This is a genomic window from Streptomyces rubrogriseus (genome assembly GCF_027947575.1).
Taxonomy (GTDB): Bacteria; Actinomycetota; Actinomycetes; order Streptomycetales; family Streptomycetaceae; genus Streptomyces; species Streptomyces rubrogriseus.
Map to the genome: position 1 here is coordinate 8,123,470 of NZ_CP116256.1, position 25,575 is coordinate 8,149,044.

32 protein-coding genes are annotated in these 25,575 nt (G+C 72.4%); 12 read left to right on the plus strand and 20 right to left on the minus strand.

Annotated elements, in window-relative coordinates:
- Nucleotides 1–28 precede the first annotated feature (28 nt).
- A complete protein-coding gene (locus tag Sru02f_RS36675; protein WP_109035119.1) occupies nt 29–694 on the minus strand; it encodes an RsiG family protein in 666 nt (221 codons plus the stop codon).
- Between the two features lie 178 nt (nt 695–872).
- Between Sru02f_RS36675 and dtd the strand changes: the two genes are divergently transcribed.
- Complete coding sequence (dtd, locus tag Sru02f_RS36680; protein WP_109035117.1) at nt 873–1,298, plus strand: D-aminoacyl-tRNA deacylase; 426 nt, start codon at nt 873–875, stop codon at nt 1,296–1,298.
- A 17-nt stretch (nt 1,299–1,315) separates the two neighbouring features.
- Here the strand turns inward: dtd and ygfZ are convergent, their stop codons facing one another.
- The 5 genes from ygfZ to Sru02f_RS36705 form a co-directional block, all read right to left on the minus strand.
- Nucleotides 1,316–2,281, minus strand: a complete 966-nt coding sequence (ygfZ, locus tag Sru02f_RS36685) for a CAF17-like 4Fe-4S cluster assembly/insertion protein YgfZ (RefSeq protein ID WP_109035115.1) — start codon at nt 2,279–2,281, stop codon at nt 1,316–1,318.
- A 20-nt stretch (nt 2,282–2,301) separates the two neighbouring features.
- Nucleotides 2,302–2,739: a Fur family transcriptional regulator gene (locus Sru02f_RS36690; RefSeq protein WP_007388818.1), complete on the minus strand. Its 438-nt coding sequence runs from the start codon at nt 2,737–2,739 to the stop codon at nt 2,302–2,304.
- Nucleotides 2,740–2,755: 16 nt separating this feature from the next.
- Complete coding sequence (locus tag Sru02f_RS36695; protein ID WP_087808593.1) at nt 2,756–3,331, minus strand: heme-binding beta-barrel domain-containing protein; 576 nt, start codon at nt 3,329–3,331, stop codon at nt 2,756–2,758.
- A 169-nt stretch (nt 3,332–3,500) separates the two neighbouring features.
- Nucleotides 3,501–3,791, minus strand: coding sequence for a DUF397 domain-containing protein (locus tag Sru02f_RS36700; protein ID WP_167469785.1), 291 nt, complete (start codon nt 3,789–3,791; stop codon nt 3,501–3,503).
- On the minus strand, nt 3,773–4,615 hold the full coding sequence (locus tag Sru02f_RS36705) for a helix-turn-helix domain-containing protein (protein ID WP_109035113.1): 843 nt from the start codon (nt 4,613–4,615) through the stop codon (nt 3,773–3,775). The genes Sru02f_RS36700 and Sru02f_RS36705 overlap by 19 nt, the downstream gene beginning before the upstream one ends.
- Nucleotides 4,616–4,786: 171 nt before the next feature.
- Here Sru02f_RS36705 and Sru02f_RS36710 point away from each other — a divergent pair, with 171 nt between their 5' ends.
- Genes Sru02f_RS36710 through Sru02f_RS36720 form a run of 3 tightly spaced genes read left to right on the plus strand, consistent with a single transcriptional unit; the run spans nt 4,787 to nt 5,818 of the window.
- A complete protein-coding gene (locus Sru02f_RS36710; protein WP_109035111.1) occupies nt 4,787–5,179 on the plus strand; it encodes a hypothetical protein in 393 nt (130 codons plus the stop codon).
- A complete protein-coding gene (locus Sru02f_RS36715) occupies nt 5,176–5,427 on the plus strand; it encodes a hypothetical protein (protein ID WP_109035109.1) in 252 nt (83 codons plus the stop codon). Before Sru02f_RS36710 ends, Sru02f_RS36715 begins: the two co-directional genes overlap by 4 nt.
- A 28-nt stretch (nt 5,428–5,455) precedes the next feature.
- Nucleotides 5,456–5,818 (plus strand): DsrE family protein, encoded by a 363-nt coding sequence (locus tag Sru02f_RS36720; protein ID WP_003974797.1) that lies wholly within the window; start codon nt 5,456–5,458, stop codon nt 5,816–5,818.
- A gap of 40 nt (nt 5,819–5,858) precedes the next feature.
- Here Sru02f_RS36720 and Sru02f_RS36725 read toward each other — a convergent pair whose 3' ends face one another.
- Nucleotides 5,859–6,653, minus strand: coding sequence for an SDR family NAD(P)-dependent oxidoreductase (locus Sru02f_RS36725; protein WP_167469784.1), 795 nt, complete (start codon nt 6,651–6,653; stop codon nt 5,859–5,861).
- Nucleotides 6,654–6,737: 84 nt separating this feature from the next.
- Here Sru02f_RS36725 and Sru02f_RS36730 point away from each other — a divergent pair, with 84 nt between their 5' ends.
- On the plus strand, nt 6,738–7,370 hold the full coding sequence (locus Sru02f_RS36730; protein WP_174855208.1) for a TetR family transcriptional regulator: 633 nt from the start codon (nt 6,738–6,740) through the stop codon (nt 7,368–7,370).
- A gap of 28 nt (nt 7,371–7,398) precedes the next feature.
- On the opposite strand, the gene Sru02f_RS36735 is transcribed toward Sru02f_RS36730, so the two are convergent.
- The 7 genes from Sru02f_RS36735 to Sru02f_RS36765 form a co-directional block, all read right to left on the minus strand.
- Nucleotides 7,399–7,656 carry a DUF3099 domain-containing protein gene (locus tag Sru02f_RS36735; RefSeq protein ID WP_016326801.1) on the minus strand — a complete coding sequence of 86 codons (258 nt, stop codon included), beginning with the start codon at nt 7,654–7,656 and terminating at the stop codon, nt 7,399–7,401.
- 121 nt (nt 7,657–7,777) lie between these two features.
- A complete protein-coding gene (locus Sru02f_RS36740; RefSeq protein ID WP_030187974.1) occupies nt 7,778–8,065 on the minus strand; it encodes a DUF1416 domain-containing protein in 288 nt (95 codons plus the stop codon).
- Nucleotides 8,066–8,119: 54 nt separating this feature from the next.
- Nucleotides 8,120–8,965 carry a sulfurtransferase gene (locus Sru02f_RS36745; RefSeq protein ID WP_109035103.1) on the minus strand — a complete coding sequence of 282 codons (846 nt, stop codon included), beginning with the start codon at nt 8,963–8,965 and terminating at the stop codon, nt 8,120–8,122.
- 433 nt (nt 8,966–9,398) lie between these two features.
- Complete coding sequence (locus tag Sru02f_RS36750; RefSeq protein WP_109035099.1) at nt 9,399–10,136, minus strand: LmeA family phospholipid-binding protein; 738 nt, start codon at nt 10,134–10,136, stop codon at nt 9,399–9,401.
- 156 nt (nt 10,137–10,292) lie between these two features.
- Complete coding sequence (locus Sru02f_RS36755; protein WP_109035097.1) at nt 10,293–11,552, minus strand: hypothetical protein; 1,260 nt, start codon at nt 11,550–11,552, stop codon at nt 10,293–10,295.
- Between the two features lie 3 nt (nt 11,553–11,555).
- On the minus strand, nt 11,556–11,810 hold the full coding sequence (locus tag Sru02f_RS36760; RefSeq protein WP_003974810.1) for a MoaD/ThiS family protein: 255 nt from the start codon (nt 11,808–11,810) through the stop codon (nt 11,556–11,558).
- Between the two features lie 36 nt (nt 11,811–11,846).
- Complete coding sequence (locus Sru02f_RS36765; protein ID WP_167469783.1) at nt 11,847–12,707, minus strand: alpha/beta hydrolase; 861 nt, start codon at nt 12,705–12,707, stop codon at nt 11,847–11,849.
- Between the two features lie 218 nt (nt 12,708–12,925).
- On the opposite strand from Sru02f_RS36765, the gene glnR reads away from it, so the two are divergent.
- The 5 genes from glnR (at nt 12,926) to Sru02f_RS36790 (ending at nt 18,234) form a co-directional block, all read left to right on the plus strand.
- The gene (gene glnR, locus Sru02f_RS36770; protein ID WP_109035092.1) at nt 12,926–13,720 is read left to right on the plus strand and encodes a two-component system response regulator GlnR; all 795 of its coding nucleotides are present in this window, start codon (nt 12,926–12,928) and stop codon (nt 13,718–13,720) included.
- Nucleotides 13,721–13,762: 42 nt separating this feature from the next.
- Nucleotides 13,763–14,785, plus strand: coding sequence for a LacI family DNA-binding transcriptional regulator (locus tag Sru02f_RS36775; RefSeq protein WP_109035090.1), 1,023 nt, complete (start codon nt 13,763–13,765; stop codon nt 14,783–14,785).
- A gap of 123 nt (nt 14,786–14,908) precedes the next feature.
- Nucleotides 14,909–15,952: a S1C family serine protease gene (locus Sru02f_RS36780; RefSeq protein ID WP_174855207.1), complete on the plus strand. Its 1,044-nt coding sequence runs from the start codon at nt 14,909–14,911 to the stop codon at nt 15,950–15,952.
- A 99-nt stretch (nt 15,953–16,051) separates the two neighbouring features.
- On the plus strand, nt 16,052–16,792 hold the full coding sequence (locus Sru02f_RS36785) for a response regulator transcription factor (protein ID WP_109035086.1): 741 nt from the start codon (nt 16,052–16,054) through the stop codon (nt 16,790–16,792).
- Nucleotides 16,789–18,234, plus strand: a complete 1,446-nt coding sequence (locus Sru02f_RS36790) for a sensor histidine kinase (protein ID WP_109035084.1) — start codon at nt 16,789–16,791, stop codon at nt 18,232–18,234. The genes Sru02f_RS36785 and Sru02f_RS36790 overlap by 4 nt, the downstream gene beginning before the upstream one ends.
- Here Sru02f_RS36790 and Sru02f_RS36795 read toward each other — a convergent pair.
- Nucleotides 18,209–18,610 (minus strand): RidA family protein, encoded by a 402-nt coding sequence (locus Sru02f_RS36795; RefSeq protein WP_109035083.1) that lies wholly within the window; start codon nt 18,608–18,610, stop codon nt 18,209–18,211. The genes Sru02f_RS36790 and Sru02f_RS36795 overlap by 26 nt on opposite strands.
- Before the next feature lie 106 nt (nt 18,611–18,716).
- Between Sru02f_RS36795 and Sru02f_RS36800 the strand changes: the two genes are divergently transcribed.
- Entirely contained in the window at nt 18,717–19,100 is a 384-nt protein-coding gene (locus Sru02f_RS36800) for a winged helix-turn-helix transcriptional regulator (RefSeq protein ID WP_109035081.1), read from the plus strand.
- Between the two features lie 6 nt (nt 19,101–19,106).
- Here the strand turns inward: Sru02f_RS36800 and Sru02f_RS36805 are convergent, their stop codons facing one another.
- Together Sru02f_RS36805 and Sru02f_RS36810 are read right to left on the minus strand one after the other, a co-directional pair.
- The gene (locus Sru02f_RS36805) at nt 19,107–19,382 is read right to left on the minus strand and encodes a hypothetical protein (RefSeq protein ID WP_244941931.1); all 276 of its coding nucleotides are present in this window, start codon (nt 19,380–19,382) and stop codon (nt 19,107–19,109) included.
- A gap of 104 nt (nt 19,383–19,486) precedes the next feature.
- Nucleotides 19,487–21,325 (minus strand): bifunctional metallophosphatase/5'-nucleotidase, encoded by a 1,839-nt coding sequence (locus Sru02f_RS36810; protein ID WP_109035079.1) that lies wholly within the window; start codon nt 21,323–21,325, stop codon nt 19,487–19,489.
- 208 nt (nt 21,326–21,533) lie between these two features.
- Between Sru02f_RS36810 and mshD the strand changes: the two genes are divergently transcribed.
- Nucleotides 21,534–22,463: a mycothiol synthase gene (gene mshD / locus Sru02f_RS36815; RefSeq protein ID WP_109035077.1), complete on the plus strand. Its 930-nt coding sequence runs from the start codon at nt 21,534–21,536 to the stop codon at nt 22,461–22,463.
- 52 nt (nt 22,464–22,515) lie between these two features.
- On the opposite strand, the gene Sru02f_RS36820 is transcribed toward mshD, so the two are convergent.
- Genes Sru02f_RS36820 through Sru02f_RS36830 form a run of 3 tightly spaced genes read right to left on the minus strand, consistent with a single transcriptional unit; the run spans nt 22,516 to nt 25,537 of the window.
- Nucleotides 22,516–23,172, minus strand: a complete 657-nt coding sequence (locus Sru02f_RS36820; RefSeq protein ID WP_373103698.1) for an ABC transporter — start codon at nt 23,170–23,172, stop codon at nt 22,516–22,518.
- Nucleotides 23,160–24,680, minus strand: a complete 1,521-nt coding sequence (locus Sru02f_RS36825) for an ABC transporter permease (protein WP_109035075.1) — start codon at nt 24,678–24,680, stop codon at nt 23,160–23,162. The genes Sru02f_RS36820 and Sru02f_RS36825 overlap by 13 nt, the downstream gene beginning before the upstream one ends.
- On the minus strand, nt 24,677–25,537 hold the full coding sequence (locus tag Sru02f_RS36830) for an ABC transporter ATP-binding protein (RefSeq protein WP_109035073.1): 861 nt from the start codon (nt 25,535–25,537) through the stop codon (nt 24,677–24,679). Before Sru02f_RS36830 ends, Sru02f_RS36825 begins: the two co-directional genes overlap by 4 nt.
- Between the last annotated feature and the right edge of the window lie 38 nt (nt 25,538–25,575).

A 25,575-nucleotide genomic window follows, 5' to 3' on the forward strand; every position in this document is an offset into this window, starting at 1 on the left:
CAGAGGCGGCGCGGATGGCCGCCCCGTGTCACACGAGCAGGTCGTCGACTTGTGCTTCCCCCTCACGGTACCGGCGCGCGATCTCCGCGCTACAGCCGTCCGCCGTGCGCTGGAGCCGCTGCCGGCTCCGGGAGACCTGCTGCTCGTAGCGGACGAGCCGCCCCATCCCGGCGGTCAGCTCGACGTCGGTGCGGGCCGTCAGGTCGGACAGCTCCACCTCGCCCATCATCTCCGCGGCCAGCTGCCGGCACTCCTCGCTGCGCGGGGTGGCCAGCGTCACGTGCCGGGCGGAGGAGCGCTGCCGGGCCGGGGCGTCGGCGAGGATCTCGGAGAGCCGCTCCACCACCGATCCGGTCGCCGCGGTGGTGACCACGGACGACGACGGGGCCGGCCCGCGCCCCGCCAGCTCCGCGCGCAGGATGTCGATACGGCCCTGCAGCAGCCGCCGTACGTAACTGAGGTCGGCCTCCTCGCGCTGGGCGTCCCGGCGCAGCGTGCGCAGCTCCGGCAGGCTCAGCGCGGTCAGGTCCCCCTCCGGGGTGTCCGCCGGCAGCTCGGGGCTGTCCGTGCGCTGCACGGGCGCCCGGGGCGCCTCCGGACCACCCAGGCCGGCCGGACCGCTCGGACCGCCCCGCCCACTCGGACATGTCAACGCGGCAGTCCCGAACGACCGCCCCGTACTCGGTGTGCTCATGCGCCTCAACCGTCCCCTCGCCCGGCGTCTGGGAGCATCGTGCCACCCCAAGTGGCCGCTATGTGACCGAGTGCCCCCGATCGGACCCGATCGGCCCCAGATGGGGGGTTCGCAGTGAAAAGAAACCCCCTACGGCCCCGCCCCTCCACACCCTAGGGGCGCACGGCATCATTGCGGGATGCGTGCAGTGGTGCAGAGGGTGGACGGCGCGAGCGTCGTGGTGGACGGCGAGACCGTGGGGGCGATCGACGGCGAGGGCCTGTGCGTCCTGGTCGGTGTCACCCACGACGACACCGAGGAGAAGGCGGCGCAACTGGCCCGCAAGCTCTGGTCGGTGCGGATCCTGCACGACGAGAAGTCGTGCAGCGACCTCGACGCCCCGCTGCTGGTGATCAGCCAGTTCACTCTTTATGGCGACGCCCGCAAGGGCCGCCGCCCCACCTGGAACGCCGCCGCCCCCGGTGACGTCGCCGAACCCCTGGTCGACGAGGTCGTCGCCCGGCTGCGCGCGCTGGGCGCGACGGTGGCGACGGGCCGCTTCGGCGCGCAGATGCGGGTGTCCCTGACGAACGACGGCCCGTTCACGGTCCTCGTGGAGGTCTGAGACGGGCCCTGGAGGCCCTACGGCTCGACGACCGTCTCCTGCGCGGCCGCCGTGTCCTCGGCCATCAGCCGGGCGTCCACCGGTACGTTCCGCTTGACCAGGGCGAGGGCGACCGGGCCCAGCTCGTGGTGGCGTACGGACGTGGTGACGAAGCCGATCTTCCGGCCGTCGGGCCCGTCGTCCGCGAGGCGGATCTCCGCCCCGTTCGGCGGCAGGTGGACCTCGCTGCCGTCCAGGTGCAGGAAGACCAGCCGACGCGGCGGCTTGCCGAGGTTCTGCACCCGGGCGACGGTCTCCTGCCCGCGGTAGCAGCCCTTCTGGAGGTGCACGGCCGTGCCGATCCAGCCCAGCTCGTGCGGGATGGTCCGGTGGTCGGTCTCGAAGCCGAGGCGCGGGCGGTGCTGCTCGACCCGCAGCGCCTCGTGCGCGAGGATCCCGGCCGCCGGGCCGGCCTGGGCGGCGAACGCCTCCAGCTCCTCCCGCGGCAGGAAGAGGTCACGCCCGTACGGCGTCTCGCGGACGACGGCCGAGGCGGGGGCCTGGGCGATCGAACCGGCCGGCAGGTGCACGAGGGCGGTGTCGGCGGTGCGGTCGGCGACCTCGACCCGGTAGAAGAACTTCATCGACTCCAGGTAGGCGATCAGCGCCTCCTGGCTGCCGGGCTCGACGTGGGCCCAGACGGTCGTGCCGTCGTCGACGAGGTACAGGGCGTGTTCGATGTGGCCGTTCGCGGAGAGGATCAGCGCCTCGGTGGCCTGGCCGGTCGGCAGGTCGCTGACGTGCTGGGTGAGCAGCAGGTGCAGCCAGCTCAGCCGGTCGTCGCCCGTGACGGTGAGGACACCGCGGTGGGAGAGGTCGACGAAGCCGGTGCCGTCGGCGAGGGCACGCTGCTCGCGGAACAGGTCGCCGTAGTGGGCGGCGACGCCTTCGTCCACACCCTCGGCGGGAACGGCGCCGGGCAGGGACAGCAGGGGGCTCTTCATACGCCCAGCCTACGACTCGCTTACGAGTCGGTAGTTGAACCCTTCAGGGAACAGCTCTCGCACCGGCCGAAGATCGCGAAGTGCTTCATGTCGGTGTCGAAGCCGAACTGCTCGCGCAGCTTGGCGGTGAAGTCGGCGGCCACCGACAGGTCGGCCTCGATCACGTTGGTGCAGTCCCGGCAGACCAGGTGGATGTGGTGGTGCCGGTCGGCCAGGTGGTAGGTGGGCGCACCGTGCCCGAGGTGGGCATGGCTGACCAGCCCCAGCTCCTCAAGGAGCTCCAGCGTGCGGTACACGGTGGAGATGTTGATCCCCGACGCCGTCTTGCGCACCTGGCCGAGGATGTCGTCGGGGGTCGCGTGCTCGAGGGTGTCCACGGCTTCGAGCACCAGCTGCCGCTGGGGCGTCAGCCGGTAGCCGCGCTGCCTGAGGTCGCTCTTCCAGTCGGTGCTCACCACACCCACGAGTCTAGGACTACTTGAAGAAAGCGATCCCGTCGTCCGGCATGTCGTCCGGCAGGGCCTTGGCCCAGCGCTCGACGTCCTCCGGGGTGACGACCTTCTTCAGGTGCGCCGACATGTACGGGCGCAGCTCGACCTCGGGGGTCTGCTTCTCGCCGACCCACATCAGGTCGCTCTTGACGTAGCCGTACAGCCGCTTGCCGCCGGTGTAGGGCCTCGACGCCGCGGTACGGGCTACCGCGTCCGTGACCAGGTCGATCTGGGGCTTCTGGTCGGCCAGCTCGCCGTACCAGATCTCGATGACGCCGTCGTCGCGGGTCATCGTGACCTCGACCTTGCGGTTCGCGTCGATGCGCCAGAAGCCGTGCTCGGACTCCAGCGGGCGGACCTTGTTGCCGTCGTTGTCCAGCACCCAGGTGTGGGACTGGTACTCCAGGAAGTCCCGGCCGTCGTGGGTGAAGGAGACCTCCTGGCCGAAGTTGCACTTCTCGGCACCGGGGAAGTCGTGCACACCCGCGCCGGCCCAGTCACCCAGCAGGAAGACGAGCGGGACGAGGTCCTTGTGCAGGTCGGACGGGATCTCGATCATGAGCGGTACTTCCTGGCGTCGGTGATCAGCGCTGGCCCTGGTACAGCTTCTTCACGGTCAGACCGGCGAAGGCGAGAACGCCGACGCAGACCAGGACCAGCAGGGCTTCGAAGAAGATCTCCACGGGGTGCTCCTTGAGCGGGGGGCATACGACAGGGCCGCCCCCAGCTTACGCGGCCCACCTCGGCTCTTCTCGCCGGACTCCGCCCACGAACGCGGCCCACGCGGGCCCGGCGAACAGGAGCGCGCCGCGGGAGGGGTCCTTGCTGTCCCGGACGGGGACAAGGGGGAGGCCGGGGGCGACCTCGACGCACTCGCCGCCGTCCTGGTTGCTGTAGCTGCTCTTGCGCCAGTCGGCGGCGCGGAGGAGATCGTCGGAGACCTCGACGCAATTGCCCCCGTCCGGGTTGCTGTAGCTGCTCTTGCGCCAGGTGATCGTGCTCAGGTCGATGGCTCGCATGGCGCTTCCTCCAGCATCCGCTCGATGAACTCCCGCGACGCCCCCGGCGACAGGGCCATATCGCGCACCCGATCGTATCGGAGCTGAAGCAGATCAACGGCCTGTGTTTCTTGCACCAGTTCGCCTGAGTAGCCGGTCTCCACCCAAGCCACGGTCCGGCCGCTGGTGCCCCGCAGGAACATGGCGTCGATATTGGGCAGCCCGTGCAGCCCGGCCGCCAGGAGTTGCACCTGGACGATGACGTTGGCGCGGCCTCCCATCACCAGGAGATGACGTAACTGCGCCTGCCACTCGGCGGGCGCGCTCATCGGGCTGCACAGCGCTGCCTCGGAGAGCAGGGCCCGGAACTGCGGCCCGCCCTCGGCCAGCAGCGGCTCACGCCGACCCATACGCGCCGCCACCTGCTTGTCCAGCTCGACGCCGGTCAGCCCGCCCTGGCTAAGCAGCTCCGCCGCGTACTCCGGCGTCTGGAGCAGGCCCGGCACGATGCTCGGCGAGTACTGCCACATACTCACCGCCTCGGCCTCAAGGACCATGTACCGGCGGTACCGCTCCTTGAACTGCGTGGGATCGGCCACCGCCAGCTCCCACAGCGTGAGCAGCATGCCGCCCGTTCCGTAGTACTGGTCCAGCGCCTCCACGATCTCCGGGCCGCCCAGCGTGTGGCCGTTCTCCATCTTTCCGAACTGGGACGCGTCCCAGCCCACCACCTCGGCGACGCCCCGCAGGGACACGCCCCGCCCGTGCCGGAGCAGCCGCAGCTCCTCCGCGAACCGCGCCCTCGGTTCCTGACTGCGACCCGTGATCGCCCTCCGCTGCGGCACCGCACCCCTCCCGGCTCTGGAATTTGTGGAATTTGGAGCGCCCGTTGTGGCACTAGCGGCCGTTCCGGGCTTGGCGACCCCCGCCGTGGGTCATGCTCGTACTGCCCACCACTACGCAGTGTAGGGCAACTGTCGCATTCCGTATAGATGTTGACGTAAGGGAGCGGACCCGTGAGAACAGAACCGGCCACCTACGAGCCCGGCACCGTGCTCTACGACACCGTCGCCGCCAGGGTCGGCGAGTACCGGGGCCGCAGTGGGGCGCGGGTGCTGCTCCGCCCCCTCGGCGGCGGCCGGGAATGGGAGGCGGAGCCGCCCGCACTGCGCCCGGCGACCGACCGCGAGCGCCTCGGGGCGAACCTGCGCGCCGCGAACGACCGCACCCTCGCCACGCCCCCGGCCCCCGGCGAGCTGGAGCGGCCACCTCTGCCGGTGCCGGGCTGCGAGGCCTGCGCCTGGCTGGCCGAGCGGCGGGAGACCGCACGCGCGGCGTTCGACCACAGCGCGGTGTCGGACGCGAACGTCCTGCTGCGCCAGCACCAGCGCAAGGAGCACGAGGGATGACGTACGACGGCGGGCTGCCCTACGAGGAGTGCCGGCGGGCACAGCGGCTCGCGCCGCGACGGGACCGGGCTCCCCTCTCCCCCGGCTTCGCGATGCCCCCGTTCCACCCGGGCCACCCGCCCCGGCCCGCGCCGAAGCACAAGACCGCGCCCCGGCGGCGCACCCGGCTGGACGGCGCCACCGTCAGCGGCCTGCTGACCGTCCTCTGCGTCGCGACGCTGCTGGTGACGATCACCTTCGCGATCTGACGCCGCCCGCGAGGGCTACGCTTCCGGCATGGCGAAGAAGCTCGTGATCAAGGTGACGGCGGGGGCGGACGCGCCCGAGCGGTGCTCGCAGGCGTTCACGGTGGCGGCGGTGGCCGTGGCCAGCGGGGTCGACGTGTCGCTGTGGCTGACCGGTGAGTCCGCGTGGTTCGCGGTGCCGGGGCGCGCGGCCGAGTTCGAGCTGCCGCACGCCGCGCCGCTGCCCGACCTGCTGGACTCGCTCCTGGCGGGCGGCCGGGTGACGCTGTGCACCCAGTGCGCGGCCCGGCGCGACCTCACCGAGAAGGACGTCATCGAGGGCGTGCGCATCGCGGGCGCGCAGGTCTTCGTGCAGGAGGCACTGGCCGACGACACGCAGGCCCTCGTCTACTGACGTCAGTGACGTCACTGGCGGCGGGCCGGGGCAGGCGCCCTCAGAAGTGGGTGCCGCCGTCGACGCGGACCTCGGTGCCGGTGATGAACCGGCCGTCCTCCGAGGCCAGCATCGCGACGACCGACGCCACCGTCTCCGGACCGGCGAAGCCCTGGCCGAGTGCCGGGGAGAGCTTCGCGAACAGGGCCATGTCGGCGTCCTCGGGCAGCCCGGGACCGACGCTCTGCCCGCTGGCCCCGCTGCCGTCCGTCATGCCGGAGGCGATGGAGCCGGGCTGGACGGCGGTGAAGCGGATGCCGCGCCCCGCGTACTCGGCGGCCAGGGCGTGGGTCATGGACTGGATGCCGCCCTTGCTCGCCGCGTAGGCCGCCATGTAGGGGTGCGCGAACGCGGCGGAGGTCGAGCTGAAGTTGACCACCGCCGCGTCCCGGCCCTCCAACAGCGCCGGGACCGCCTCGCGGATCACCAGGAAGGTGCCGACGAGGTTCACCGTCAGGACCCGGGTGAAGTCCGCGAGGCTGGTCTGCCCGGTGTGCGAGGAACGCAGGATGCCGGCCGCGTTGACCAGGACGTCGAGGCCGCCCAGCGCGTCCGTCGCGGCCCGGACCCCCTCGCGCACCGAGGTCTCGTCGGCGATGTCGACGACGAGCGTGGTGAGCCGGTCCGCGTGGGCCCCGGCCTTCTCCGCGGTGTCCTTCAGGCCCGGCTCGCTGACGTCCGCCGCGACGACGGTGCCGCCCTCCGCGAGCAGCCGCAGCACGGTGGCCTGGCCTATGCCCGAGCCGCCGCCGGTGACCAGGGCGCGACGGCCCTCGTAACGATGCAAGTAGTTCATGCCCGTCACCGTACGCCTAGGTGGCACGTTTTGCCATTACGTCACGGCGTGCCGCCGGGTGGTCGCAGGCCGTACGCTTCTCGGGTGAGCACCGAGCCACCGCCCCCGACGCTGACCGAACGCCGCAAGGCCGCGACCCAGCTCGACATCGCGCACGCAGCGGCAGAGCTCTTCGCCACCCGGGGCCCGGAGGCCACGACGGCGGAGGAGATCGCCCGGCGGGCGGGGGTCGCGCTGCGGACCTTCTACCGGTACTTCCGCTCCAAGCAGGACGCCGTCGGCCCGCTGCTCACGGTCGGCGCCGACCGCTGGCGGGCACTGCTGGCCGAGGCACCGCCGGGCAGCGCGCTCGGTCCCGCCCTGCGCGGCGCGGTCGAGCAGGCGCTGGCGACGCCGGATCCGCAGGCCGTCGAGGCGCTGCTGCGCTCGCGTGGTCTGCTGCGCGCCGCCGCGGACGATCCCGCGCTGCGGGCGGTCTGGTACCGCGTGAACCAGGAGTCGGAGGAGCTGCTCATTCCGGTGATCGCCCGGCTGACGGACGGCCACCGGGACCCGCTGGAGGTGCGGCTGGTCGCCGCCGCGGCCACCGACGCCATCCGGATCGCCCTGGAGACCTGGTCCGGCACCGAGGCCGCGACCGAGGGTCCCGGCTCCCCCGCCGACCTGGCGGTGCGCTGTCTGCGCAGCCTCCTCGGCGCCGGGGACGACACGCCTTAGTGGCGCTTCGTGTCGGTGACGCTTCTCGTCAGTGGCGCTTCTTGCCGTCCAGTTCGTCCCACCACTCGTCGGACTGGGCGTCGCCCGACGGGTCGTCCCACCAGCGGTCGTCCGGACCGCGCCGGTTGGCGACCATCGCGGCCACCGGGGGGATGAGCATCGTGAACACGCACAGGCCGACGGCCGCCGGGACGGACCAGAGGCGTACGACTCCCCAGGCCAGGACGAAGAGCACGATGCAGGTGCCCATCATGGCGAAGTAGACGTGCCGCCGCCGTGCGTACATACCTCCAGCGTAGGTCCGGACACCCGGTCCGGACACGCCGAAGGGGCCGCACCCCAGGCGTCCAACCCGGTGGGTGCGGCCCCTCGGCCGTCGCGCGGCGTGCGCGCCACGCTGCCTGCCGTCAGACGGCGATCGCGACCTCCGCGAGGCCGCCCTGCTGGGCGACGACGGTGCGGTCGGCGGTGCCGCCCGGGACGAGCGCGCGTACGGTCCAGGTGCCCTCGGCCGCGTAGAAGCGGAACTGGCCCGTCGCGGAGGTCGGGACCTCCGCCGTGAACTCGCCGGTGGCGTCCAGCAGACGGACGTAGCCCGTCACCGGCTCGCCGTCGCGGGTCACCTGACCCTGGATGGTGGTCTCACCGGGCTTGATCGTCGAGGCGTCGGGGCCGCCGGCCTTCGCTCCGCACATGTCGTTACTCCTGAGGTGTTGGGAAAGGTCGGTCGGTTGCCGTACCCGGGCGGGTTACTTCGCGGCGCCGAGCTCGATCGGCACGCCGACGAGGGAGCCGTACTCGGTCCAGGAGCCGTCGTAGTTCTTGACGTTCTCCACGCCCAGCAGCTCGTGCAGGACGAACCAGGTCAGGGCCGAACGCTCGCCGATGCGGCAGTAGGCGATGGTGTCCTTCGCCAGGTCGACCTGCTCGTCGGTGTAGAGCTGCTTCAGCTCGTCGTCCGACTTGAAGGTGCCGTCGTCGTTGGCGTTCTTCGACCACGGGATGTTGCGGGCGGACGGGACGTGGCCCGGACGCTGCGACTGCTCCTGCGGAAGGTGGGCCGGGGCGAGCAGCTTGCCGGAGAACTCGTCGGGCGAGCGGACGTCGACCAGGTTCTGCGCGCCGATCGCCTTGACGACGTCGTCGCGGAAGGCGCGGATCGCGGTGTTCTGCGGCTTGGCCTTGTAGTCGGTGGCGGCGCGCTGGGGCACCTCGTCGCCGGGGACCAGCTCGCGGGCGTCCAGCTCCCACTTCTTGCGGCCGCCGTCGAGGAGCTTGACGTTCTCGTGGCCGTAGAGCTTGAAGTACCAGTAGGCGTACGACGCGAACCAGTTGTTGTTGCCGCCGTAGAGGACCACCAGCGTGTCGTTGGCGATGCCCTTGGCCGACAGGAGCTTCTCGAAGCCCTCCTGGTCGACGAAGTCGCGGCGGACCGGGTCCTGGAGGTCCTGGGTCCAGTCGATCCGGATCGCGTTCTTGATGTGGTTCTTCTCGTAGGCGGACGTGTCCTCGTCCACCTCGACGATCGCGATGTCGGTGTCGTCCAGGTGGTCCTGCAGCCAGTCGGCGTCGACCAGGACGTCGCTGCGGCTCATGTTTTCTCCTCCGGGGCAGTTGCGGCGGGGCGTGCGGTGAGAGGGGGTGCGCGCTCGGGCCGTGCCGCGGCGCGCGCGGGTGCCCACGACGGTGCGGGGCGAGGGTGAGGGGGACGTGGACGGCGACGGCGCCGTCCGTCTCAGAAGGAGCGACAGAGCATGGCGGCAACGCGGCACAGGTCCACTGCCCGCCGCTTCGTGAGGTCCGCCTGTCGCTTCATAAGTCCCGATCGTAGGGATTGAGGGCGGGCCGTGTCACCGACGTGTCGCATGATGAGACACGATCGTCCGAGATGTGGGATCGAGAAGCCCCTCGCCCTGCCCCGGAGGGTCGTCGGGGTCGACGCCGGTGTCAACGCATCTGCGGTACGGACAGCGTCGTCTCGCCTGTCGGACACGGGCGTCGTCGGTCCCCGCGGCGTCGGCCTTCGTCCTACCCGGCCAGCTTGACGTTCGAACCCTTCACCGTGATCTCGACGCCGTCCTTCGCCGCCTCGACCTTGTCCAGCTCGATGCCGCCCGGCAGCTCGTCGATGGTCTGCTGGAAGTCCGTGATGGCCCGGATCCGGGACTCGGCGAGCTGCTTGCCGCCGATCTCCGGCAGGCCGTCGGCGACGACCTCGACGTCGTTGTCCTTGACCTTGACCGAGCTGAGCACCTCGACCGGCTCGGGCACCTCGACCCCGAGGACCGTGGCCCGGAGCGACACCTTGATCTTTCCGTTGCCGCCGTCGGAGAGGCCGACGACCTTGGCGTCGATGCCGGGCGCGATCTCCGTGGGCTCGGACTTGGTGGCCTTCATCAGCTCGTCGTAGCCGACGGTCGCGGTACCGGTGGCGGTGGCCGCGGTGGCGGAGCTGTAGTCGCCGGAGAACTCCACGCCCTTCATGTGCGCGCGCAGCTCCGCGATGCGGATCTTCTCGCCGCCCTTGCCGGTGGACGCCTCGTAGTCGTCGATGCCGACCTCCACGTCGTCCAGGGAGCCGCCGGCGACCTGGGTGAGGAAGGGGAAGCCGTTGATGGAGACGTCCGGCGTCGAGGCGAGGTTCTCGGTGCTGCGCAGCTTGTCCGCGGCCTCGCCCTCGGCGAAGTTGACGGCGACACGGTCGGCGATCACGAAGAGGCCGCCCAGGATCACGACGACGATCAACAGTATTCGCAGTGCTCGCATGCGGTGTTTCCCCAACCCTGGACGCTCGACGGCGGCGGACCCGACGACCGGCGGCCGTCCAGCGCGAGCGTAACGCGGGCCGGCGGCACCCCCCGGATTTTGTCGAACAGCTGTGACAGGGGGCGCCGCCACCCGTGACAGGGGGCACCGCCGGGCTCAGGCCAGGGCCCGGCCCAGCAGGTACACGGCCGGGGCCGCCGCCGCCAGGGGCAGGGCCACGCCCGCCGTGAAGTGGACGAAGCGGGAGGGGTAGTCGTAGGCCGCCACCCGCAGGCCGATCAGCGCGCAGACCGCCGCACCCGCGCCGAGCAGCGCGCCCGACGCCCCGAAGTCCGTCATCGAGCCGGCCGCGATCCCCGCCCCGGCCGCCGCGAGCAGCGCGACGACCACGGACGCCGGAGTCGGCAGCGGCAGCGCGCGGGCCACGGCCGCCACGGCCACCGCGATGCCGCCGACCGTCACCGCGTCCGCGTCGGCGGCGAGGTACCCGCCCGCGACGACGGCCAGGGCCGCCGCGGCGATGGTCGCCATCAGGCCGTACATCCGCTCGTCGGGGTCGGCGTGCGAACGCAGTTGCAGGACGAGAGAGAGCAGCACCCACACCCCGAGCGTGCCGAGGATCGCCGCCGGGGAGCGGTCCGACACCAGCAGCGCCGCGTCGGCGGCGAGCGCGCCCGCGAAGCCCAGCGCGATGCCCTGCCGGGCGGGCCACATGCCGTTCAGCCGGAACCAGCCCGCCGCGGTGACCGCCTGGAGGACGACGAGCGGGACGAGGAGGGCGTACGTGCCGAGCGCCGCCGCGCCGGACAGCAGCAGCCCGAGCAGCGCGGTGAGACCGGCCGGCTGCATGCCCGGGTCGATGATCGGCGAACGCCCCTCGGCACGGGCCCGCTGCGCGTCCGTGATCCGCGTGTTCCCGGCGACGGTCGCGGGTCCGTAACCCGGATCGCCGGAGGCGGACGCGGCGGGGGCGGGAGTGGGCGCGGGGCTCGGCGCGGCCGTGACGTGCGCGTACGGCTCGGGCGAAGGCTGCGGCTGCGGCTGCGGCTGCGGCTGCGGCGCGTACTGCTGAGGCCGGGGCTGCGGCTGCCCGTACCCCTGCGACGCGTACGGCTGGGGCTGCGGTTGCGGCTGGGCGAGCGGCGGCAGGTACGCCGTCTCGTCCGCGGAGACCGGCGGCTGCACCTGCGTCTCCCAGGTCTGTCCCTGCCACTGCTGCGTGTACTGGCCGGCGTTCGGGTCCGGCTGCGGCTCCCCGTATCCCTGGTGCGACTGGTACGGCTGCTGCCCGGGCCACGCCTGGGCGTCGTACCCCTCGTACTGCTGGTCCCGGCCGTACTGCCGGCTCGGGTCGTACGGCTGATTCGGGTCGTACTGCCGGTTCGGGTCGTACTGCTGATGCGGCTGGTCGGTCATCGCTCACCCTCCTGCGAACGGCGGGAGCACCTCGACCGTGCCGCCCTCGGCCAGCCGTACCGTCTCATGCCCGCGGGTGCCCACGGGGTCGCCGTCGACGAGGAACGAGCAGCGCAGCAGCACGCGGGTGAGTTCGCCGGGGTGGCGCTCGCGGACCGCGCCGAGCGCGTCGGCGAGCGTCGCCGCGTCGTAGGGCTCCTCGGCCACCCCCGCCGCGGCCTTCGCGGCGGCCCAGTAGCGCACCGTGACCTTTGCCATCTCGTTCCTTCGTCGTCGCCGATGAACAACGTCAGGCTAGCCCGCCCGGGCCACCGCCCAGGCGCCGATGCGGTCGAGGAGCGCCTCGCCGGAGGCGTTCTCGGCGTGGCCCATGCCGGGCTCCAGCCAGAGTTCGCCGTGGTCACCGGCGGCCTCGGCCAGCATCCGGGGGTGGTCGAGGGGGAAGTAGCCGTCCCGGTCGCCGTGCACGACGAGCAGCGGCCGCGGCGCGATCCGGGGCACCGCCTCCACCGGCGACAGCGGCACCGGGTCCCAGTCCCGGTGGTGGATCCGGGTGCGCAGGCCGTAGCGGCCCACCAGGCGCCCGGCGGGGCGCATGACCAGCCAGTGCAGCCGGCGCATGGGTGCCGTGCCCCGGTAGTACCAGCGGGCGGGGGAGCTGACCGACACGACGGCGTCCGTGCCCGCCACGTCGTCGTCGGCGTACAGCGCGGCGTGCCGCAGGACCACCGAGCCGCCCATGGAGAAGCCGACGGTCACCACGCGCGCGTGCCCGAAGCCGCGCGCCCACGCCACCGCCGCGGCCAGGTCGAGCACTTCCCGGTCCCCGACCGTGGACCGTCCCCCGGAGGCTCCGTGGCCCCGGAAGGAGAACGTGACCACGGCACCGTGTCGCGCGAACGCCGCCGCGATCCGCCGCACGTGCGGCCGGTCGGCGTCGCCCGTGAACCCGTGCGCGACGACGAACACCAGGTCAGCAGGGTCGCGACCGCCCGGTCCCGGCTCGTACACGGCGTCGATGAGGACACCGTCGGCCGTACGGAGGAAGGTGCGCGCGGGCGTGCGGCGCGGCGCTTCCCGGGGCGTCTCGGGATGCGGACGATTGGCTGGACCACGGGTGGAACGCGCCACATGACCCGGCGGTCGGTTGCTCATGTCGGCTATTCTGCTGGGCAGAGGACTCGGGCAACGTAGCCCCCGGGTCCTTTTGTGCTTTCGGGAGCGATGCCGGGCGGGCGCCCGGCGTTCACCTCCCGGACGCCACCAGTAAGAAGCAGTGCCGCAAACGTCCTCGCAGGGACCCAGGAGGAACCAGACGTTATGGGCGAGCGAACCGGGCACGACCACAAACCGTCCCAGGCAGGTGGGGCGCGATGAGTTCTCTGCTGCTCCTGACCAACGCCCTCCAGCCGTCGACGGAGGTGCTTCCCGCCCTCGGCCTGCTGCTGCACAACGTGCGCGTCGCCCCCGCCGAGGGGCCCGCCCTCGTCGACACCCCCGGCGCCGACGTCATCCTCGTCGACGGCCGCCGCGACCTCCCCCAGATCCGCAGCCTGTGCCAGCTGCTGCGCTCCACGGGCCTCAGCTGTCCGCTGGTCCTCATCGTCACCGAGGGCGGGCTGGCCGCCGTCACCGCCGACTGGGGCATCGACGACGTACTCCTCGACACCGCCGGTCCGGCGGAGGTCGAGGCGCGGCTGCGGCTGGCCACGGGCCGCCAGCAGCTCGGCGGCGACGACTCCCCCATGGAGATCCGCAACGGCGACCTGTCGGTGGACGAGGCGACGTACTCCGCGAAGCTGAAGGGGCGGGTCCTGGACCTGACCTTCAAGGAGTTCGAGCTGTTGAAGTACCTCGCCCAGCACCCGGGCCGCGTGTTCACCCGCGCGCAGCTGCTCCAGGAGGTGTGGGGCTACGACTACTTCGGCGGCACCCGTACGGTCGACGTGCACGTACGGCGGCTTCGCGCCAAGCTCGGCCCCGAGCACGAGTCGCTGATCGGCACCGTCCGCAACGTCGGCTACCGCTTCGTGACGCCGGAGAAGCCCGAGAAGGGCGAGAAGGCCGAGAAGGCGGAGAAGAGCGAGAAGGCGGAGAAGGCCGAGGCGCCCGGAAAGGCGGACGCCGAAGCGAGCGAGGCGGCGGGCGCAAGGTCATCCAAGGTGTGATACGCCCTGCCCGGAGCGGGTCCATCCGCGTAGACTCCGCGCGTGGCCAAGGTGACTCGGGACGATGTGGCGCGACTGGCGGGGACTTCCACCGCCGTCGTCAGCTACGTCATCAACAACGGACCCCGGCCGGTCGCCCCGGCCACGCGCGAGCGTGTCCTCGCCGCGATCAAGGAACTGGGGTACCGCCCGGACCGGGTCGCCCAGGCGATGGCGTCGCGGCGCACGGACCTCATAGGCCTGATCGTGCCCGACGCGCGCCAGCCGTTCTTCGCGGAGATGGCGCACGCGGTCGAGTGGGCCGCCTCCGAGCGCGGGAAAATGGTGCTCGTCGGCAACAGCGACTACGTCGGCGAGCGCGAGGTCCACTACCTGCGCGCCTTCCTCGGCATGCGGGTCTCCGGCCTGATCCTGGTCAGCCACGCGCTGAACGACAACGCCGCCGCCGAGATCGACGCCTGGGACGCCCGGGTGGTCCTGCTGCACGAGCGTCCCGAGGCCATCGACGACGTCGCCGTCGTCACCGACGACCTGGGCGGCGCCCAGCTCGCCGTACGCCACCTGCTGGAGCACGGGTACGCGTACGTCGCCTGCATGGGCGGCACCGCCGAGACGCCGTCCGTCGGCGACCCGGTCTCCGACCACGTCGAGGGCTGGAAGCGCGCGATGAAGGAGGCCGGGCTCTCCACCGAGGGCCGGCTCTTCGAGGCGCCGTACAACCGCTACGACGCGTACCGCGTGGGGCTGGAGCTGCTCTCCGGGCCGCAGCGCCCGCCCGCGATCTTCTGCTCCACCGACGACCAGGCGATCGGCCTGCTGCGCGCCGCCCGCGAGCTGCGCATCGACGTCCCCGGTGAGCTGGCGGTGGCCGGGTTCGACGACATCAAGGAGGCGGCCCTCGCCGACCCGCCGCTGACGACGGTCGCCTCGGACCGGTCGGCGATGGCACGGGCCGCCGTGGACCTGGTCCTGGACGACGGCCTGCGAGTGGCGGGCTCCCGCCGCGAGCGGCTGAAGGTCTTCCCGTCGCAGCTGGTCGTACGGCAGTCCTGCGGCTGCGCGTAGCCGCCGCCCAGCCCCGCGGGCCCTCGTCCCGGCGGACGCCCTTATATCGGGCATACGAGGTTCTGCCGGGCTTCTCAGGCAGCACTCAGGCCGCTCTCATCCGCGGGCGGGAAGCTCATGGACATGACCGAGAGCCTCCGCCACAACGGCGAGTACGAGCACGCGAACCCGTACCAGGGAACCCCCCAGCACGCCTCCTCTCCCGTCAACCCGGAGTGGCCGCCCCCGCCGGCCCAGCCGCCCGGGAACCACGCCGCGCAGCCCCTGCCCGAGCCGCCGCACGGCGGTCGCCCGGCCCGGCGGCGCGGCCCCGCCGCCCTGCTGGTGGCCGTGGCGATCGTCGCGGCGGCCGTCGGCGGCGGCACCGCGTACGGCATCCAGGAGCTGACCGGCAGCGACACCGTCGCCTCCAGCTCGACCAGCACCAACGTGGTGCCCTCCAGCCAGAAGGGCACGGTCTCCGGCGTCGCGAAGGCGGTCAGCCCGAGCATCGTCGAGATCAACGCCACCTCGAACGCCGGCTCCTCCACCGGTTCCGGCGTGATCATCACCGACGACGGCGAGATCATCACCAACAACCACGTCGTCGCCGGGGCCTCCTCCGTCAAGGTGACGACGAACGACGGCAAGCAGTACACCGCCGAGGTCGTCGGCACCGACAGCAAGAAGGACCTCGCGCTGATCAAGCTGGCGAACGCCTCCGGCCTGAAGGCCGCCACCCTCGGCGACTCCGCCGGCATCGGGGTCGGCGACCAGGTCGTCGCCATCGGCTCCCCCGAGGGCCTGACCGGCACCGTGACCAGCGGCATCGTCTCCGCCCTCGACCGGGACGTGACCGTCTCCACGGACGAGGGCCAGCAGCAGCAACAGCAGCAGCAGGGGCAGGGCGGCCAGTGGCCGTTCGAGTTCGGCGGCCGGCAGTTCAACGGCGACACCGGCTCGTCCACGACGACGTACAAGGCGATCCAGACCGACGCCTCCCTCAACCCGGGCAACTCCGGCGGCGCGCTGATCGACATGAACGGCAACATCATCGGCATCAACTCCGCGATGTACTCGGCGACCGAGTCCTCCGCGAGCGCGGGCAGCGTGGGCCTCGGCTTCGCCATCCCGATCAACACGGTCAAGGCCGACCTGCCCGAGCTGCGGGCGGGCGCGAGCAACTGACGAGCAGCCGACGAGCAGCCGAGCGGGCGCGGAGACGTGCGACGCTGAAGGCGTTGACACCCCGTACCCGTACCCGACCGCATCCGAGGACCCGAGCCCATGAGCCCCGCAGACGCCGACCGCGACCGCGAGATCCAGCGCATCCTGATCGTCGACGACGAGCCGGCGGTCCGCGAAGCCCTCCAGCGCAGCCTCGCCTTCGAGGGGTACGACACCGAGGTCGCCGTCGACGGCGCCGACGCGCTGGAGAAGGCGGCGGCGTACCGGCCCGACCTCGTCGTCCTGGACATCCAGATGCCCCGCATGGACGGCCTGACCGCCGCCCGCCGCATCCGCGGCGCGGGTGACCTGACGCCCATCCTGATGCTCACGGCCCGCGACACGGTCGGCGACCGGGTGACCGGCCTGGACGCGGGGGCGGACGACTACCTGGTCAAGCCGTTCGAGCTGGACGAACTGTTCGCCCGCATCCGCGCGCTGCTGCGCCGCAGCTCCTACGCGGCGGCCGTGGACGCCACCGCCGAGGACGACGACACCCTCACCTTCGCCGACCTGACCATGGACCTGGCGACCCGGGAGGTCACCCGGGCCGGCCGCCCGGTGGAGCTGACCCGCACCGAGTTCACCCTGCTGGAGATGTTCATGGCGCACCCGCGCCAGGTCCTCACCCGGGAGCAGATCCTGAAGGCCGTCTGGGGCTTCGACTTCGAGCCGTCGTCGAACTCCCTCGACGTGTACGTCATGTACCTGCGCCGCAAGACCGAGGCGGGCGGCGAGCCGCGCCTCGTGCACACCGTGCGCGGCGTCGGCTACGTCCTGCGGCAGGGCGGCGCCGAGTGACAGGCCTGGTCCGCCGGGTCCGCGCCCTGCCCATCCGGGCGCGGCTGTCGCTGCTGGTGGCGGCGGCGGTGGCGTTCGCGGTGGCGGCGGCGGCGGTCGCCTGCTGGTTCGTGGTCAAGAGCGTGCTGGTCAGCTCGCTGGACGAGGCCCTCAAGGCGAACCGCATGACCAAGCAGCAGGTGAGCCAGTACGTCAACCTGCGCACCGGCGCGTGCGCCCACGACCCCGTCACGCACGAACAGAACCCCTTCGGCTCGTCCGTGCAGCTCGTGGACGGCACGGGCGGGAGCTGCCTCATCATCGGCACCCAGGAGGTGCCGCTCAGCGACGCCGACCACGCCGTGGCCGAGGGCAGGACCACCGACGCGCTGCACGACGCCACGGGGGACGACGGTGCCCAGTACCGCGTCTACACCTACAGCGTGCTGCCCGAGCTGGGCGTGGCCGTCTCCGCCGCCCGGCCGCTGGGCGAGGTGAACCGCTCCCTCAACGACCTCGCCCTGGTGCTCGTGATCGTCGCGGGCGCGGGTGTCGTCGGAGCCGGCGCCGCCGGGCTGTGGGTGGCGCGCACCGGCCTGCGCCCCGTCGACGATCTGACCCGGGCCGTCGAACACGTCGCCCGCACCGAGGACCTCACCGTGCGCATCCCGGTCGCGGACGACAGCGACGACGAGATCGCCCGCCTGTCCCGGTCCTTCAACAGCATGACCTCGTCCCTGGCCAGCTCCCGCGACCTCCAGCAGCAGCTCATCGCCGACGCGGGCCACGAACTGCGCACCCCGCTCACCTCACTGCGCACCAACATCGAACTGCTCACCCGCAGCGAGGAGACGGGCCGCCCGATCCCGGAGGCCGACCGCAAGGCGCTGCTCGCCTCGGTCAAGGCCCAGATGACGGAACTGGCGGCGCTCATCGGCGACCTCCAGGAACTCTCCCGCCCCGACACCGGCCAGCACGAGGGCCGCACCCGCATCCTCGCCTGGCACGACGTCGTCGAGTCGGCGCTGCGCCGCGCCCGGCTGCGCGGCCCGGAGCTGGCGATCGACGCGGACGTCCGCCCCTGGTACGTACGGGCCGAACCGGCCGCGCTGGAACGCGCGGTGGTCAACATCCTGGACAACGCGGTGAAGTTCAGCCCGGACGGCGGCACGATCGACGTACGCCTCGCCGACGGCGTCCTCACCGTCCGCGACCACGGCCCCGGCATCCCCGCCGACGAACTCCCGCACGTCTTCGACCGCTTCTGGCGCTCCCCGAGCGCCCGCGCGCTGCCCGGCTCGGGCCTGGGCCTGTCGATCGTGGCGCGGACGGTGCAGCAGGCGGGCGGCACGGTGGCCCTGACCCGGGCCGACGGCGGCGGCACCACCGCCACGATCCGGCTGCCGGGGGCACCGGTGCCGCCGCCGGAGCAGGACGTCAGGCAGGCAGCCGGAGATCGATGACGAAGCCGATCTCGACGACCTGACCGGGCAGGGTCAGCTCGGTCACGCCCAGGACCGTGCTGGCCGGGCGGTGCTCGCCGAAGTACGCCAGGTTGCCCCGCGCCACCGCGGCGGCGTGCTGCCGCAGGTCCACCACGTACTGGGTCTGCGACACGATCTGGTCGCGGGTGGCTCCGTAGTGGTCCAGGACCCGGTCCATGTTGGCGTGGGTGCGCCGGAGCTGGGCGGCGAAGTCGCCCCCGTCCGGGAACTCACCCGCCTCGTCGAACGCGAGCTGCCCGGAGACGTGGACCAGCTCGCCCGACCTGATCGCCTGGGAGTAGCCGAAGTCGTCCTCGGCCGGCACGTCGAAGCGGAAGACATCGTGGGTGGTCATGGTGCTCGCCCTTTCGGTCAGGTCCACTCTCTTGTGGTTACTCGGGAACCGTAGGAGAGTGATGGCTGAACTGGAAGAACGCACTTTTCGGTGACTGGGGTACCTGATGGTGACCAAGCAACTGCTCAACGGCCTGCCCGAGGACGCGGACCTGCGGCGCGCGGACTCCCTGGCGCGGGAGATCTTCTCGGACGTCGCCAACAAGTGGGCGCTCCTGATCATCGAGGCGCTCGGCGAGCGCACCCTGCGCTTCAGCGAGGTGCGCGGCGAGGTGGAGGGCATCAGCCACAAGATGCTCACCCAGAACCTGCGGATGCTGGAGCGCAACGGCCTGGTCCACCGCACGGTGCATCCGACCGTGCCGCCGAAGGTCGAGTACACCCTCACCGAGCCGGGCCGCGCCCTGCGCGCCACGGTCGACCTGATCTGCGAATGGACCCAGAGCCACCTCGGCCACATCGAGGGAGCCCGGGAGCGTTTCGACGCCTGAGCGGCGTCAGTGGGAGCCGAGCATGCCGGGGGCATCGATGTCGACGGTGAGGAACCCCGGCGGGTAGGGATCCTCCCGGCCCGTCAGGATGATCGACATACCGCCCGAGTCCAGATGCGGCGTCGCCACGTACAACGCGTGACACGTGTCGGCGCCGCCCCAGCCGTCCCGCACCATCCCGCCGACGGTCACGGCCGCGGTCTGGCCGAACGGATCGATGTGCAGCCCGGGAAGCGCCAGCAGGGCACTCCCGACGTTCGCCTCCCGCTCCTCCGCCTTCATGAGGCACAGCGCCGGGAGGTGCAGCCAGTCACCCGGCGTGTGCGCGACGTTGTCGGCGAGGCGACGCCTGTCACCCGAAGGTGTCCGGAGCAGCCGCCCGACGCCTACCGCACGACCGTGATCCGGTCCGCCGCCGGCGGAGCGATCGGGGCGGTCGCCGAGGAGTTGGCCGTCAGATACTGCTCGAAGGCCGCCAGGTCGTCCGCGCCGACGAGTTCGTTCGTGCCCTCGCCCAGGGTCGTGAAGCCGTCGCCGCCGCCCGCGAGGAAACTGTTGGACGCGACGCGGTAGGTGGCCGTCGGGTCGATCGCGGCACCGTTCAGCCGGATGGAGTCCGTGACGACGCGGTCCGCGCCCGACCTGGTCAGGTCCAGGGTGTAGGTGAGGCCGGAGGAGACCTGGAGGATCTTCGGGGCCGCCTCGTTCGGGCCGCTCACCTGCTCCTTGAGGACCTGGATCAGCTGCGCGCCCGTGTAGTCCTTGAGGTTCACCGTGTTGGCGAAGGGCTGGACCGTGAAGCCCTCGGCGTAGGTGACGACGCCGTCGCCCTCGGCGCCGGAGGCCGTGTAGGTGATCGGGGCCCGGATACCGCCCGGGTTCATCAGCGCCAGGTCGGTCTCCGGGTCCTGCGCCCTGCCGTACGCGAACTGCGCGTCGGCGATCAGGTCGCCCAGCGGGGACTCGGTGCCGTCGCGGTTGATGTCGGCGGAGACGTAACCGATGGGGCGGTTGCCGATCGGGGCGGCCAGCGTGCTCCACTCGCCGATCAGCCGGGTCATGTCGGGCGCCTTCGGGACGTCCCGCGTCACCACGTGGTTCGCCGACTTCACCGAGGTACGGGCGATGTCACCGGTGCGGCGGTCGTAGGTCAGCGTGGTGTCCGTGTACAGGCGGCCGAAGGAGGAGGCCGAGGTGACCATGCGGGGGTTGCCCGCGGGGTCGGGGATCGTGCAGACGTACGCGTTGTGGGTGTGGCCGGTGACCAGCGCGTCGACCTGCGGGGTGATGTTCTTGGCGATGTCGACGATCGGGCCGGAGATGCCGTCGCCCGCGCCCGGGGAGTCGCAGTCGTAGTTGTAGGAGGACGAGGCGGGGAAGCCGCCCTCGTGGATGAGCGCGACGATCGACTTCACGCCCTGGCGCTGCAGCTCCTTGGCGTACTTGTTGATCGTCTCGACCTCGTCCTTGAACTTCAGGCCCTTCACGCCCTCCGCCGAGACGATGTCCGGGGTGCCCTCCAGGGTCACGCCGATGAAGCCGACCTTGACGCCCCGCTGCTTCCACACCCAGTAGGGCTTGAGGAGGGGCTTCCCGGTCTTCTCGTCCAGGACGTTCGCCGCCAGATACGGGTAGTCGGCGCCCTTGAACCCCTTGTCCGTGTAGCAGCCTTCGGTGGGGTGGCAGCCGCCGTTCTGGAGACGGGCCAGTTCCTTGGCGCCCTCGTCGAACTCGTGGTTGCCGACGCTCGTCACGTCCAGGTCGAGCTTGTTCAGCGCCTCGACGGTCGGCTCGTCGTGGAAGAGACCGGACAGGAGCGGGGAGGCACCGACCATGTCGCCGCCCGCGGCGGTGATGGAGTACCGGTTGCCCTTGCGGGCCTCGCGCAGATGGGTGGCCAGGTACTCCACGCCGCCCGCGTCGATCGTCTTCGTCGTACCGTCCGGCTGGACCTCGGTGACCCGGCCGGAGGAACCGGCGGGCGGCTCCAGATTGCCGTGCAGGTCGTTGAAGGAGAGCAGCTGGACGTCCTGGTAGCGGCCCTGGCCGTGACCATGACCGTGCCCGTGGCCGCCGTGCCCGCGGTCGTTCCCACCCGCGCTCGCCGAGGCCGGCAACACCGCCGCGGCGAGCGCCCCGGCGGTGACGACGGTGGCGGCGGCGACGAGCAGACGGCTGGTACGGCGTCTGCGACGCGGCTGGTGCGGCTGTGCTGTGGCTGGCATGCGCCCCCCTGTGGGTGTGCGTAGTGCGAGCCGCTGAGGAGACGGCTCGTCGGCGCAGCAGCCTAGAGTCAACGCGCGTAGCGCGACAGGGGCTTCCGGGTTACAGCCTGGTTTAACTTCACCCCGTGCCTCGCCCTCTTCCTCGCCCCCTCCCCCGTCCTCGTCCACTGCCGCCGCTTTGCCCCGCCCGCCCCTTACTCTCGTACGCATGACCAGCGACGACACCGTGCGGCCCGGCCGCCCCCGCTCGATCGAGACCCTCGCCGAACTCACGCCGGAGCAGACCGACGCCGTCCTCGCCCTGCTCACCGAGGCGGCCCGGACCGACGGTCAGCACGCCGTGTCCGAGCAGGGCCGGCTGCAACTGCGCGGCCCCGCCCGGGAGGGCGTCGTACACCTCCTGCTCACCTTGGACGGCGGTGAACTCGTCGGCTACGCCCAGCTGGAGGGCACCGACCCGGTCGAGCCGCCGGCCGCCGAGCTGGTCGTCCATCCCTCGCACCGGGGCCAGGGACACGGGCGGGCCCTGGGCTCCGCGCTGCTCGCCGCCTCCGGCAAGCGGCTGCGGATCTGGGCCCACGGCGGGCACTCCGCGGCCCGGCACCTCGCACAGGTGCTGGGGCTCTCCCTCTTCCGCGAACTGCGCCAGCTGCGCCGCCCGTTGACCGGCCTTGACCTGCCGGAGCCGCGGCTGCCCGAGGGCGTGAGCGTGCGCACCTTCGTGCCCGGCCGGGACGACGCGGCCTGGCTCGCCGTGAACGCGGCCGCGTTCGCCCACCACCCCGAACAGGGCTCGCTCACCCAGCGCGACCTCGACGACCGCAAGGCGGAGCCGTGGTTCGACCCGGCGGGATTCTTCCTCGCCGAACGGGACGGCGAACTGATCGGCTTCCACTGGACCAAGGTGCACGCCGAGGAGGGGCTCGGCGAGGTGTACGTCCTCGGCATCCGCCCCGACACCCAGGGCGGCGGCCTGGGCAAGGCCCTGACCACCATCGGCCTGCGCCACCTGGAGGGGCAGGGCCTGCCCACCGCGATGCTGTACGTCGACGCCGACAACAAGGCGGCGGTGGCCGTCTACGAGCGCCTCGGCTTCGTCACCCACGAGACGGACCTGATGTACCGCACGGAGACCTGAGCCGCCTGAGCCGCCGGGGCCGTCCCGGCGGGACGAACCGGTGAAGCGTCCGTCACCGACCGGCCTTGCGGCCCAACGGCTCCGGACCGCAAACCGCCCCCACCAGGGCCACCGCCGCCGCCAGCACCGCCCACCGGTCGTGCCCGACGGACCAGCGCGGGTCGCTCGCCTGGACGAACAGCGCCCAGCCCTCCGGCGCGAGCAGGGGCGCGAGGACGGCCGTGAGCAGCAGGGACGCGGCGGCGTACGGCCCCGGACGCGCCTCGTCCGTCAGCCGTACGGCCAGGGCGGCGATGGCGAGGGCGAGGGCGCCCACCGCCAGCGCCTCCAGGGTGATTCCACCGGCCGGGGGCCGGGACGCCGAGGGGGTCAGGAGCAGTACGGCCGTCCACCACAGCGCGGCGAGCGGCGCGACCAGGGCCACCCGCAGCGCCTGCCGGGCGGGTCTCGGGGTCGGCACGGGCGTGGTGAGGTGGCGGGCCGGGTCGTCCAGCAGGAAGGCCAGGCCCACCGCGCCGATCAGGGCGGTGCCCCGCAGCAGCAACAGCGTCTGCCAGGGGGCCGGTTCGGCCCCGGTGACGAGAGGGGCGCCGGCGACCAGCAGGCCGAGGGCCCCCGCCGCGGCCAGGGCCCGCCAGGGCAGCGTGCGCCACAGCGATCCGGCCAGGTCCACCGTGAGCGCTCCCCGGGCCGCCGTCATTCCTCGCACGAGTCCGCCTTCTTCGGTCCGGGCACGCCGAGCAGTTCGGCGACGCGGGCGGTGGTGACACCCGGTTCGGTCAGTTCGGCCCAGTGCTCTTTCACCCGCGCACCGGTCCCGGCGGGCGGATTCTCCAGCAGGCGGCGCACGACATCCGTCTGGCCCTCCGTCATGGACAGCGGATCGGTGGGCGACAGGACGATCGCGGAGCCCGTCACGCTGTCGTCGAGGCGGACCCGGCGCAGGGCGTCCATCGGATCGTCCTGCCAGCTCAGGGAGAGCCACATGACGGTGACCATCCGCCCGTCGCACAGCTCGCTGCCCGCCGCCTCGGTGCCCGCGACGAGGACGGCGGCGACGGCACTGGAGAACTCGGGGACCCGGTTGCCGCCCCAGCCGGTGCCCACGGTCACCCGATCGGCGTCGGTCAGCGCGGGGATCGCGGCGTCGGCCCCCGGCCCGTACCGGGCGTCGAGCCGCTGCCGTACGACGAGCGGCCGGTCGTGCGCGGAGCCGCCGGCCACGGCCTGGACGCGGTCCACGACCCCGGCCCAGGTACCGGTGCGCGGCGCCCACTCGGGGAAGGCGCAGTACGTCGAACCGCCCTGCTCGGCGCAGGTCAGGTCGGGGTTCACCGAGGCGCGCTCGCGGGCCGCGGTCAGTTCCGGTGACGGCGACGCGCCCCCGGCCTGGAGGAGGCCGCCGGTCACCGCCGCCGCGAGGCTCAGGACCAGCCCCGCACGGACGGCCGCGGTGCGCCCTCCGGCGACGGCCACGGCCAGGAAGGCGACGCACAGGGCCGCGCCCGCCAGGTACAGGGCGTGCCAGGCGGCGGGCCGTCCGAGCAGGTCGGAGGGCAGGCTGTCGGGGCCGATCTCGGGGACGGCCGGTGCCAGCCAGGACAGTCCGCTCACCTCGCTCGGCCCGCTCCCCAGGACAAACACGAACAGCAGCACGACCACCAGCAGCGGCGCGGCGAAGGCCGACATCGTCAGGCGGCCGAGCAGCACCCCGAGCGCCCCGAACCCCAGCACCGTCAGCGGCCCCACCGCCAGTTCGGCCGGCGAACCGTGCCCGATCGCACCCGGCTTGAGCGCCTCCCAGCCGAACTGGCCGGCCACGCATACGGCGGTGAGCAGGACGGCCGGTACGACGGACAGCGCGTGAGCGGCCGTACGGCGCCAGGGCGGCAGCACCAGGACCGAGAAATGGTGCTCGGTGCCGTGGCGTTCGGAGCGCACGACCGCGCGTGCGGCGCCCAGCAGGACGGCGAGGCCGACGAGCATCGGCACGGACTGGGTGGCGCGGTCGGCGTCCTGGAGGGCCGGGTTGCCGTCCCAGGACTCCCGCGTACGCCAGACGATCCACGCGACGTACCCCACGAAGGCAAAGACGACGGGGACGCTCAGCAGCAGTCTGCGTGCCTCGAACCGGGCGAGCGCGAGCACTGCCCGCACCCCGCGGTCCCCGAGCGGCGCCTGTACGGGCGCGGACTCCTCCACCAGTACGGCGGTCATGCCGCCACCTCCGTGCCCGCGTCGTCGAGGACGAGCAGGTAGCCGTCCTCCAGGGTGGGTTCGGCCGGTTCGGCACCCGGGGGCGGGTCGCCCACGTTCCGGAAGGAACCGGTCCCGGTGCGCCATCCGGCCTTCGCGCCGGGGTCCTTCTCCGTGCTGCTCCACACCCGCCCGGCGGCCCGCGCGGTCAGCTCGGCCGGGGTGCCGTCGAAGCGCACCGCCCCGGCCGCCATGACGATCACCCGGTGACAGAGCATCGCCACGTCCTCGGTCTGGTGGGTGGACAGCAGCACGGTCCGCCCCTCCCCGGCCCCGGCGATCAGCTCCCGGAACCGCATCCGCTGCTCGGGATCGAGACCGACGGTCGGCTCGTCCAGCACCAGGAACCCCGGGTCGCCCACCAGCGCGGCGGCCAGCGCGACCCGCTGCCGCATACCCCCGGACAGCTTCTTGATCCGGCGCCCGCGCACCTCCCCGAGATCGACCTCCTCCAGTACCCGCCGCACCTCGCGGTGCCGCTCCCGGCGGTCCGCCAGCTCCTTCAGGATCGCCACGTAGTCGACGAACTCGAAGGCGGTGAAGTCCGGGTGGAATCCGGGCGTCTGCGGCAGATAGCCGAGCCGCCGCCGCACCTCCTGCCGGCCCCGCGAACTCCCGGGGTCGTGCCCGAGGACGGTGAAGGCCCCCCGGTCCGCGGGCACCGCGGTGGCGAGCACCCGCAGCAGCGTGGTCTTCCCGGCGCCGTTCGGCCCGAGCAGCCCGGTGACGCCCGGGGACAGCCGCAGCGAGACGTCGTCGAGGGCACGGGTGCGCCCGTAGTGCAGGCTCAGCCCGGAGGCGGAAACAGTGGGGGTCATACGGCACTCCCGTACACGAAGGGGGTCGAGAAGAAGAA

What these genes read in the sequence shown, in the direction of transcription:
- Sru02f_RS36725 (WP_167469784.1), bottom strand. Translation starts at nt 6,653, where the DNA reads ATGAACTACTTGCATCGTTACGAGGGCCGTCGCGCCCTGGTCACCGGC.
- glnR (WP_109035092.1), top strand. Translation starts at nt 12,926, where the DNA reads ATGAGTTCTCTGCTGCTCCTGACCAACGCCCTCCAGCCGTCGACGGAG.
- Sru02f_RS36720 (WP_003974797.1), top strand. Translation starts at nt 5,456, where the DNA reads ATGGCGAAGAAGCTCGTGATCAAGGTGACGGCGGGGGCGGACGCGCCC.
- Sru02f_RS36765 (WP_167469783.1), bottom strand. Translation starts at nt 12,707, where the DNA reads ATGAGCAACCGACCGCCGGGTCATGTGGCGCGTTCCACCCGTGGTCCA.
- Sru02f_RS36800 (WP_109035081.1), top strand. Translation starts at nt 18,717, where the DNA reads ATGGTGACCAAGCAACTGCTCAACGGCCTGCCCGAGGACGCGGACCTG.
- Sru02f_RS36795 (WP_109035083.1), bottom strand. Translation starts at nt 18,610, where the DNA reads ATGACCACCCACGATGTCTTCCGCTTCGACGTGCCGGCCGAGGACGAC.
- ygfZ (WP_109035115.1), bottom strand. Translation starts at nt 2,281, where the DNA reads ATGAAGAGCCCCCTGCTGTCCCTGCCCGGCGCCGTTCCCGCCGAGGGT.
- mshD (WP_109035077.1), top strand. Translation starts at nt 21,534, where the DNA reads ATGACCAGCGACGACACCGTGCGGCCCGGCCGCCCCCGCTCGATCGAG.
- dtd (WP_109035117.1), top strand. Translation starts at nt 873, where the DNA reads ATGCGTGCAGTGGTGCAGAGGGTGGACGGCGCGAGCGTCGTGGTGGAC.
- Sru02f_RS36695 (WP_087808593.1), bottom strand. Translation starts at nt 3,331, where the DNA reads ATGATCGAGATCCCGTCCGACCTGCACAAGGACCTCGTCCCGCTCGTC.
- Sru02f_RS36740 (WP_030187974.1), bottom strand. Translation starts at nt 8,065, where the DNA reads ATGTGCGGAGCGAAGGCCGGCGGCCCCGACGCCTCGACGATCAAGCCC.
- Sru02f_RS36715 (WP_109035109.1), top strand. Translation starts at nt 5,176, where the DNA reads ATGACGTACGACGGCGGGCTGCCCTACGAGGAGTGCCGGCGGGCACAG.
- Sru02f_RS36830 (WP_109035073.1), bottom strand. Translation starts at nt 25,537, where the DNA reads ATGACCCCCACTGTTTCCGCCTCCGGGCTGAGCCTGCACTACGGGCGC.
- Sru02f_RS36825 (WP_109035075.1), bottom strand. Translation starts at nt 24,680, where the DNA reads ATGACCGCCGTACTGGTGGAGGAGTCCGCGCCCGTACAGGCGCCGCTC.
- Sru02f_RS36745 (WP_109035103.1), bottom strand. Translation starts at nt 8,965, where the DNA reads ATGAGCCGCAGCGACGTCCTGGTCGACGCCGACTGGCTGCAGGACCAC.
- Sru02f_RS36755 (WP_109035097.1), bottom strand. Translation starts at nt 11,552, where the DNA reads ATGACCGACCAGCCGCATCAGCAGTACGACCCGAACCGGCAGTACGAC.
- Sru02f_RS36810 (WP_109035079.1), bottom strand. Translation starts at nt 21,325, where the DNA reads ATGCCAGCCACAGCACAGCCGCACCAGCCGCGTCGCAGACGCCGTACC.
- Sru02f_RS36675 (WP_109035119.1), bottom strand. Translation starts at nt 694, where the DNA reads ATGAGCACACCGAGTACGGGGCGGTCGTTCGGGACTGCCGCGTTGACA.
- Sru02f_RS36750 (WP_109035099.1), bottom strand. Translation starts at nt 10,136, where the DNA reads ATGCGAGCACTGCGAATACTGTTGATCGTCGTCGTGATCCTGGGCGGC.
- Sru02f_RS36700 (WP_167469785.1), bottom strand. Translation starts at nt 3,791, where the DNA reads ATGCGAGCCATCGACCTGAGCACGATCACCTGGCGCAAGAGCAGCTAC.
- Sru02f_RS36805 (WP_244941931.1), bottom strand. Translation starts at nt 19,382, where the DNA reads ATGAAGGCGGAGGAGCGGGAGGCGAACGTCGGGAGTGCCCTGCTGGCG.
- Sru02f_RS36735 (WP_016326801.1), bottom strand. Translation starts at nt 7,656, where the DNA reads ATGTACGCACGGCGGCGGCACGTCTACTTCGCCATGATGGGCACCTGC.
- Sru02f_RS36760 (WP_003974810.1), bottom strand. Translation starts at nt 11,810, where the DNA reads ATGGCAAAGGTCACGGTGCGCTACTGGGCCGCCGCGAAGGCCGCGGCG.
- Sru02f_RS36780 (WP_174855207.1), top strand. Translation starts at nt 14,909, where the DNA reads ATGACCGAGAGCCTCCGCCACAACGGCGAGTACGAGCACGCGAACCCG.
- Sru02f_RS36785 (WP_109035086.1), top strand. Translation starts at nt 16,052, where the DNA reads ATGAGCCCCGCAGACGCCGACCGCGACCGCGAGATCCAGCGCATCCTG.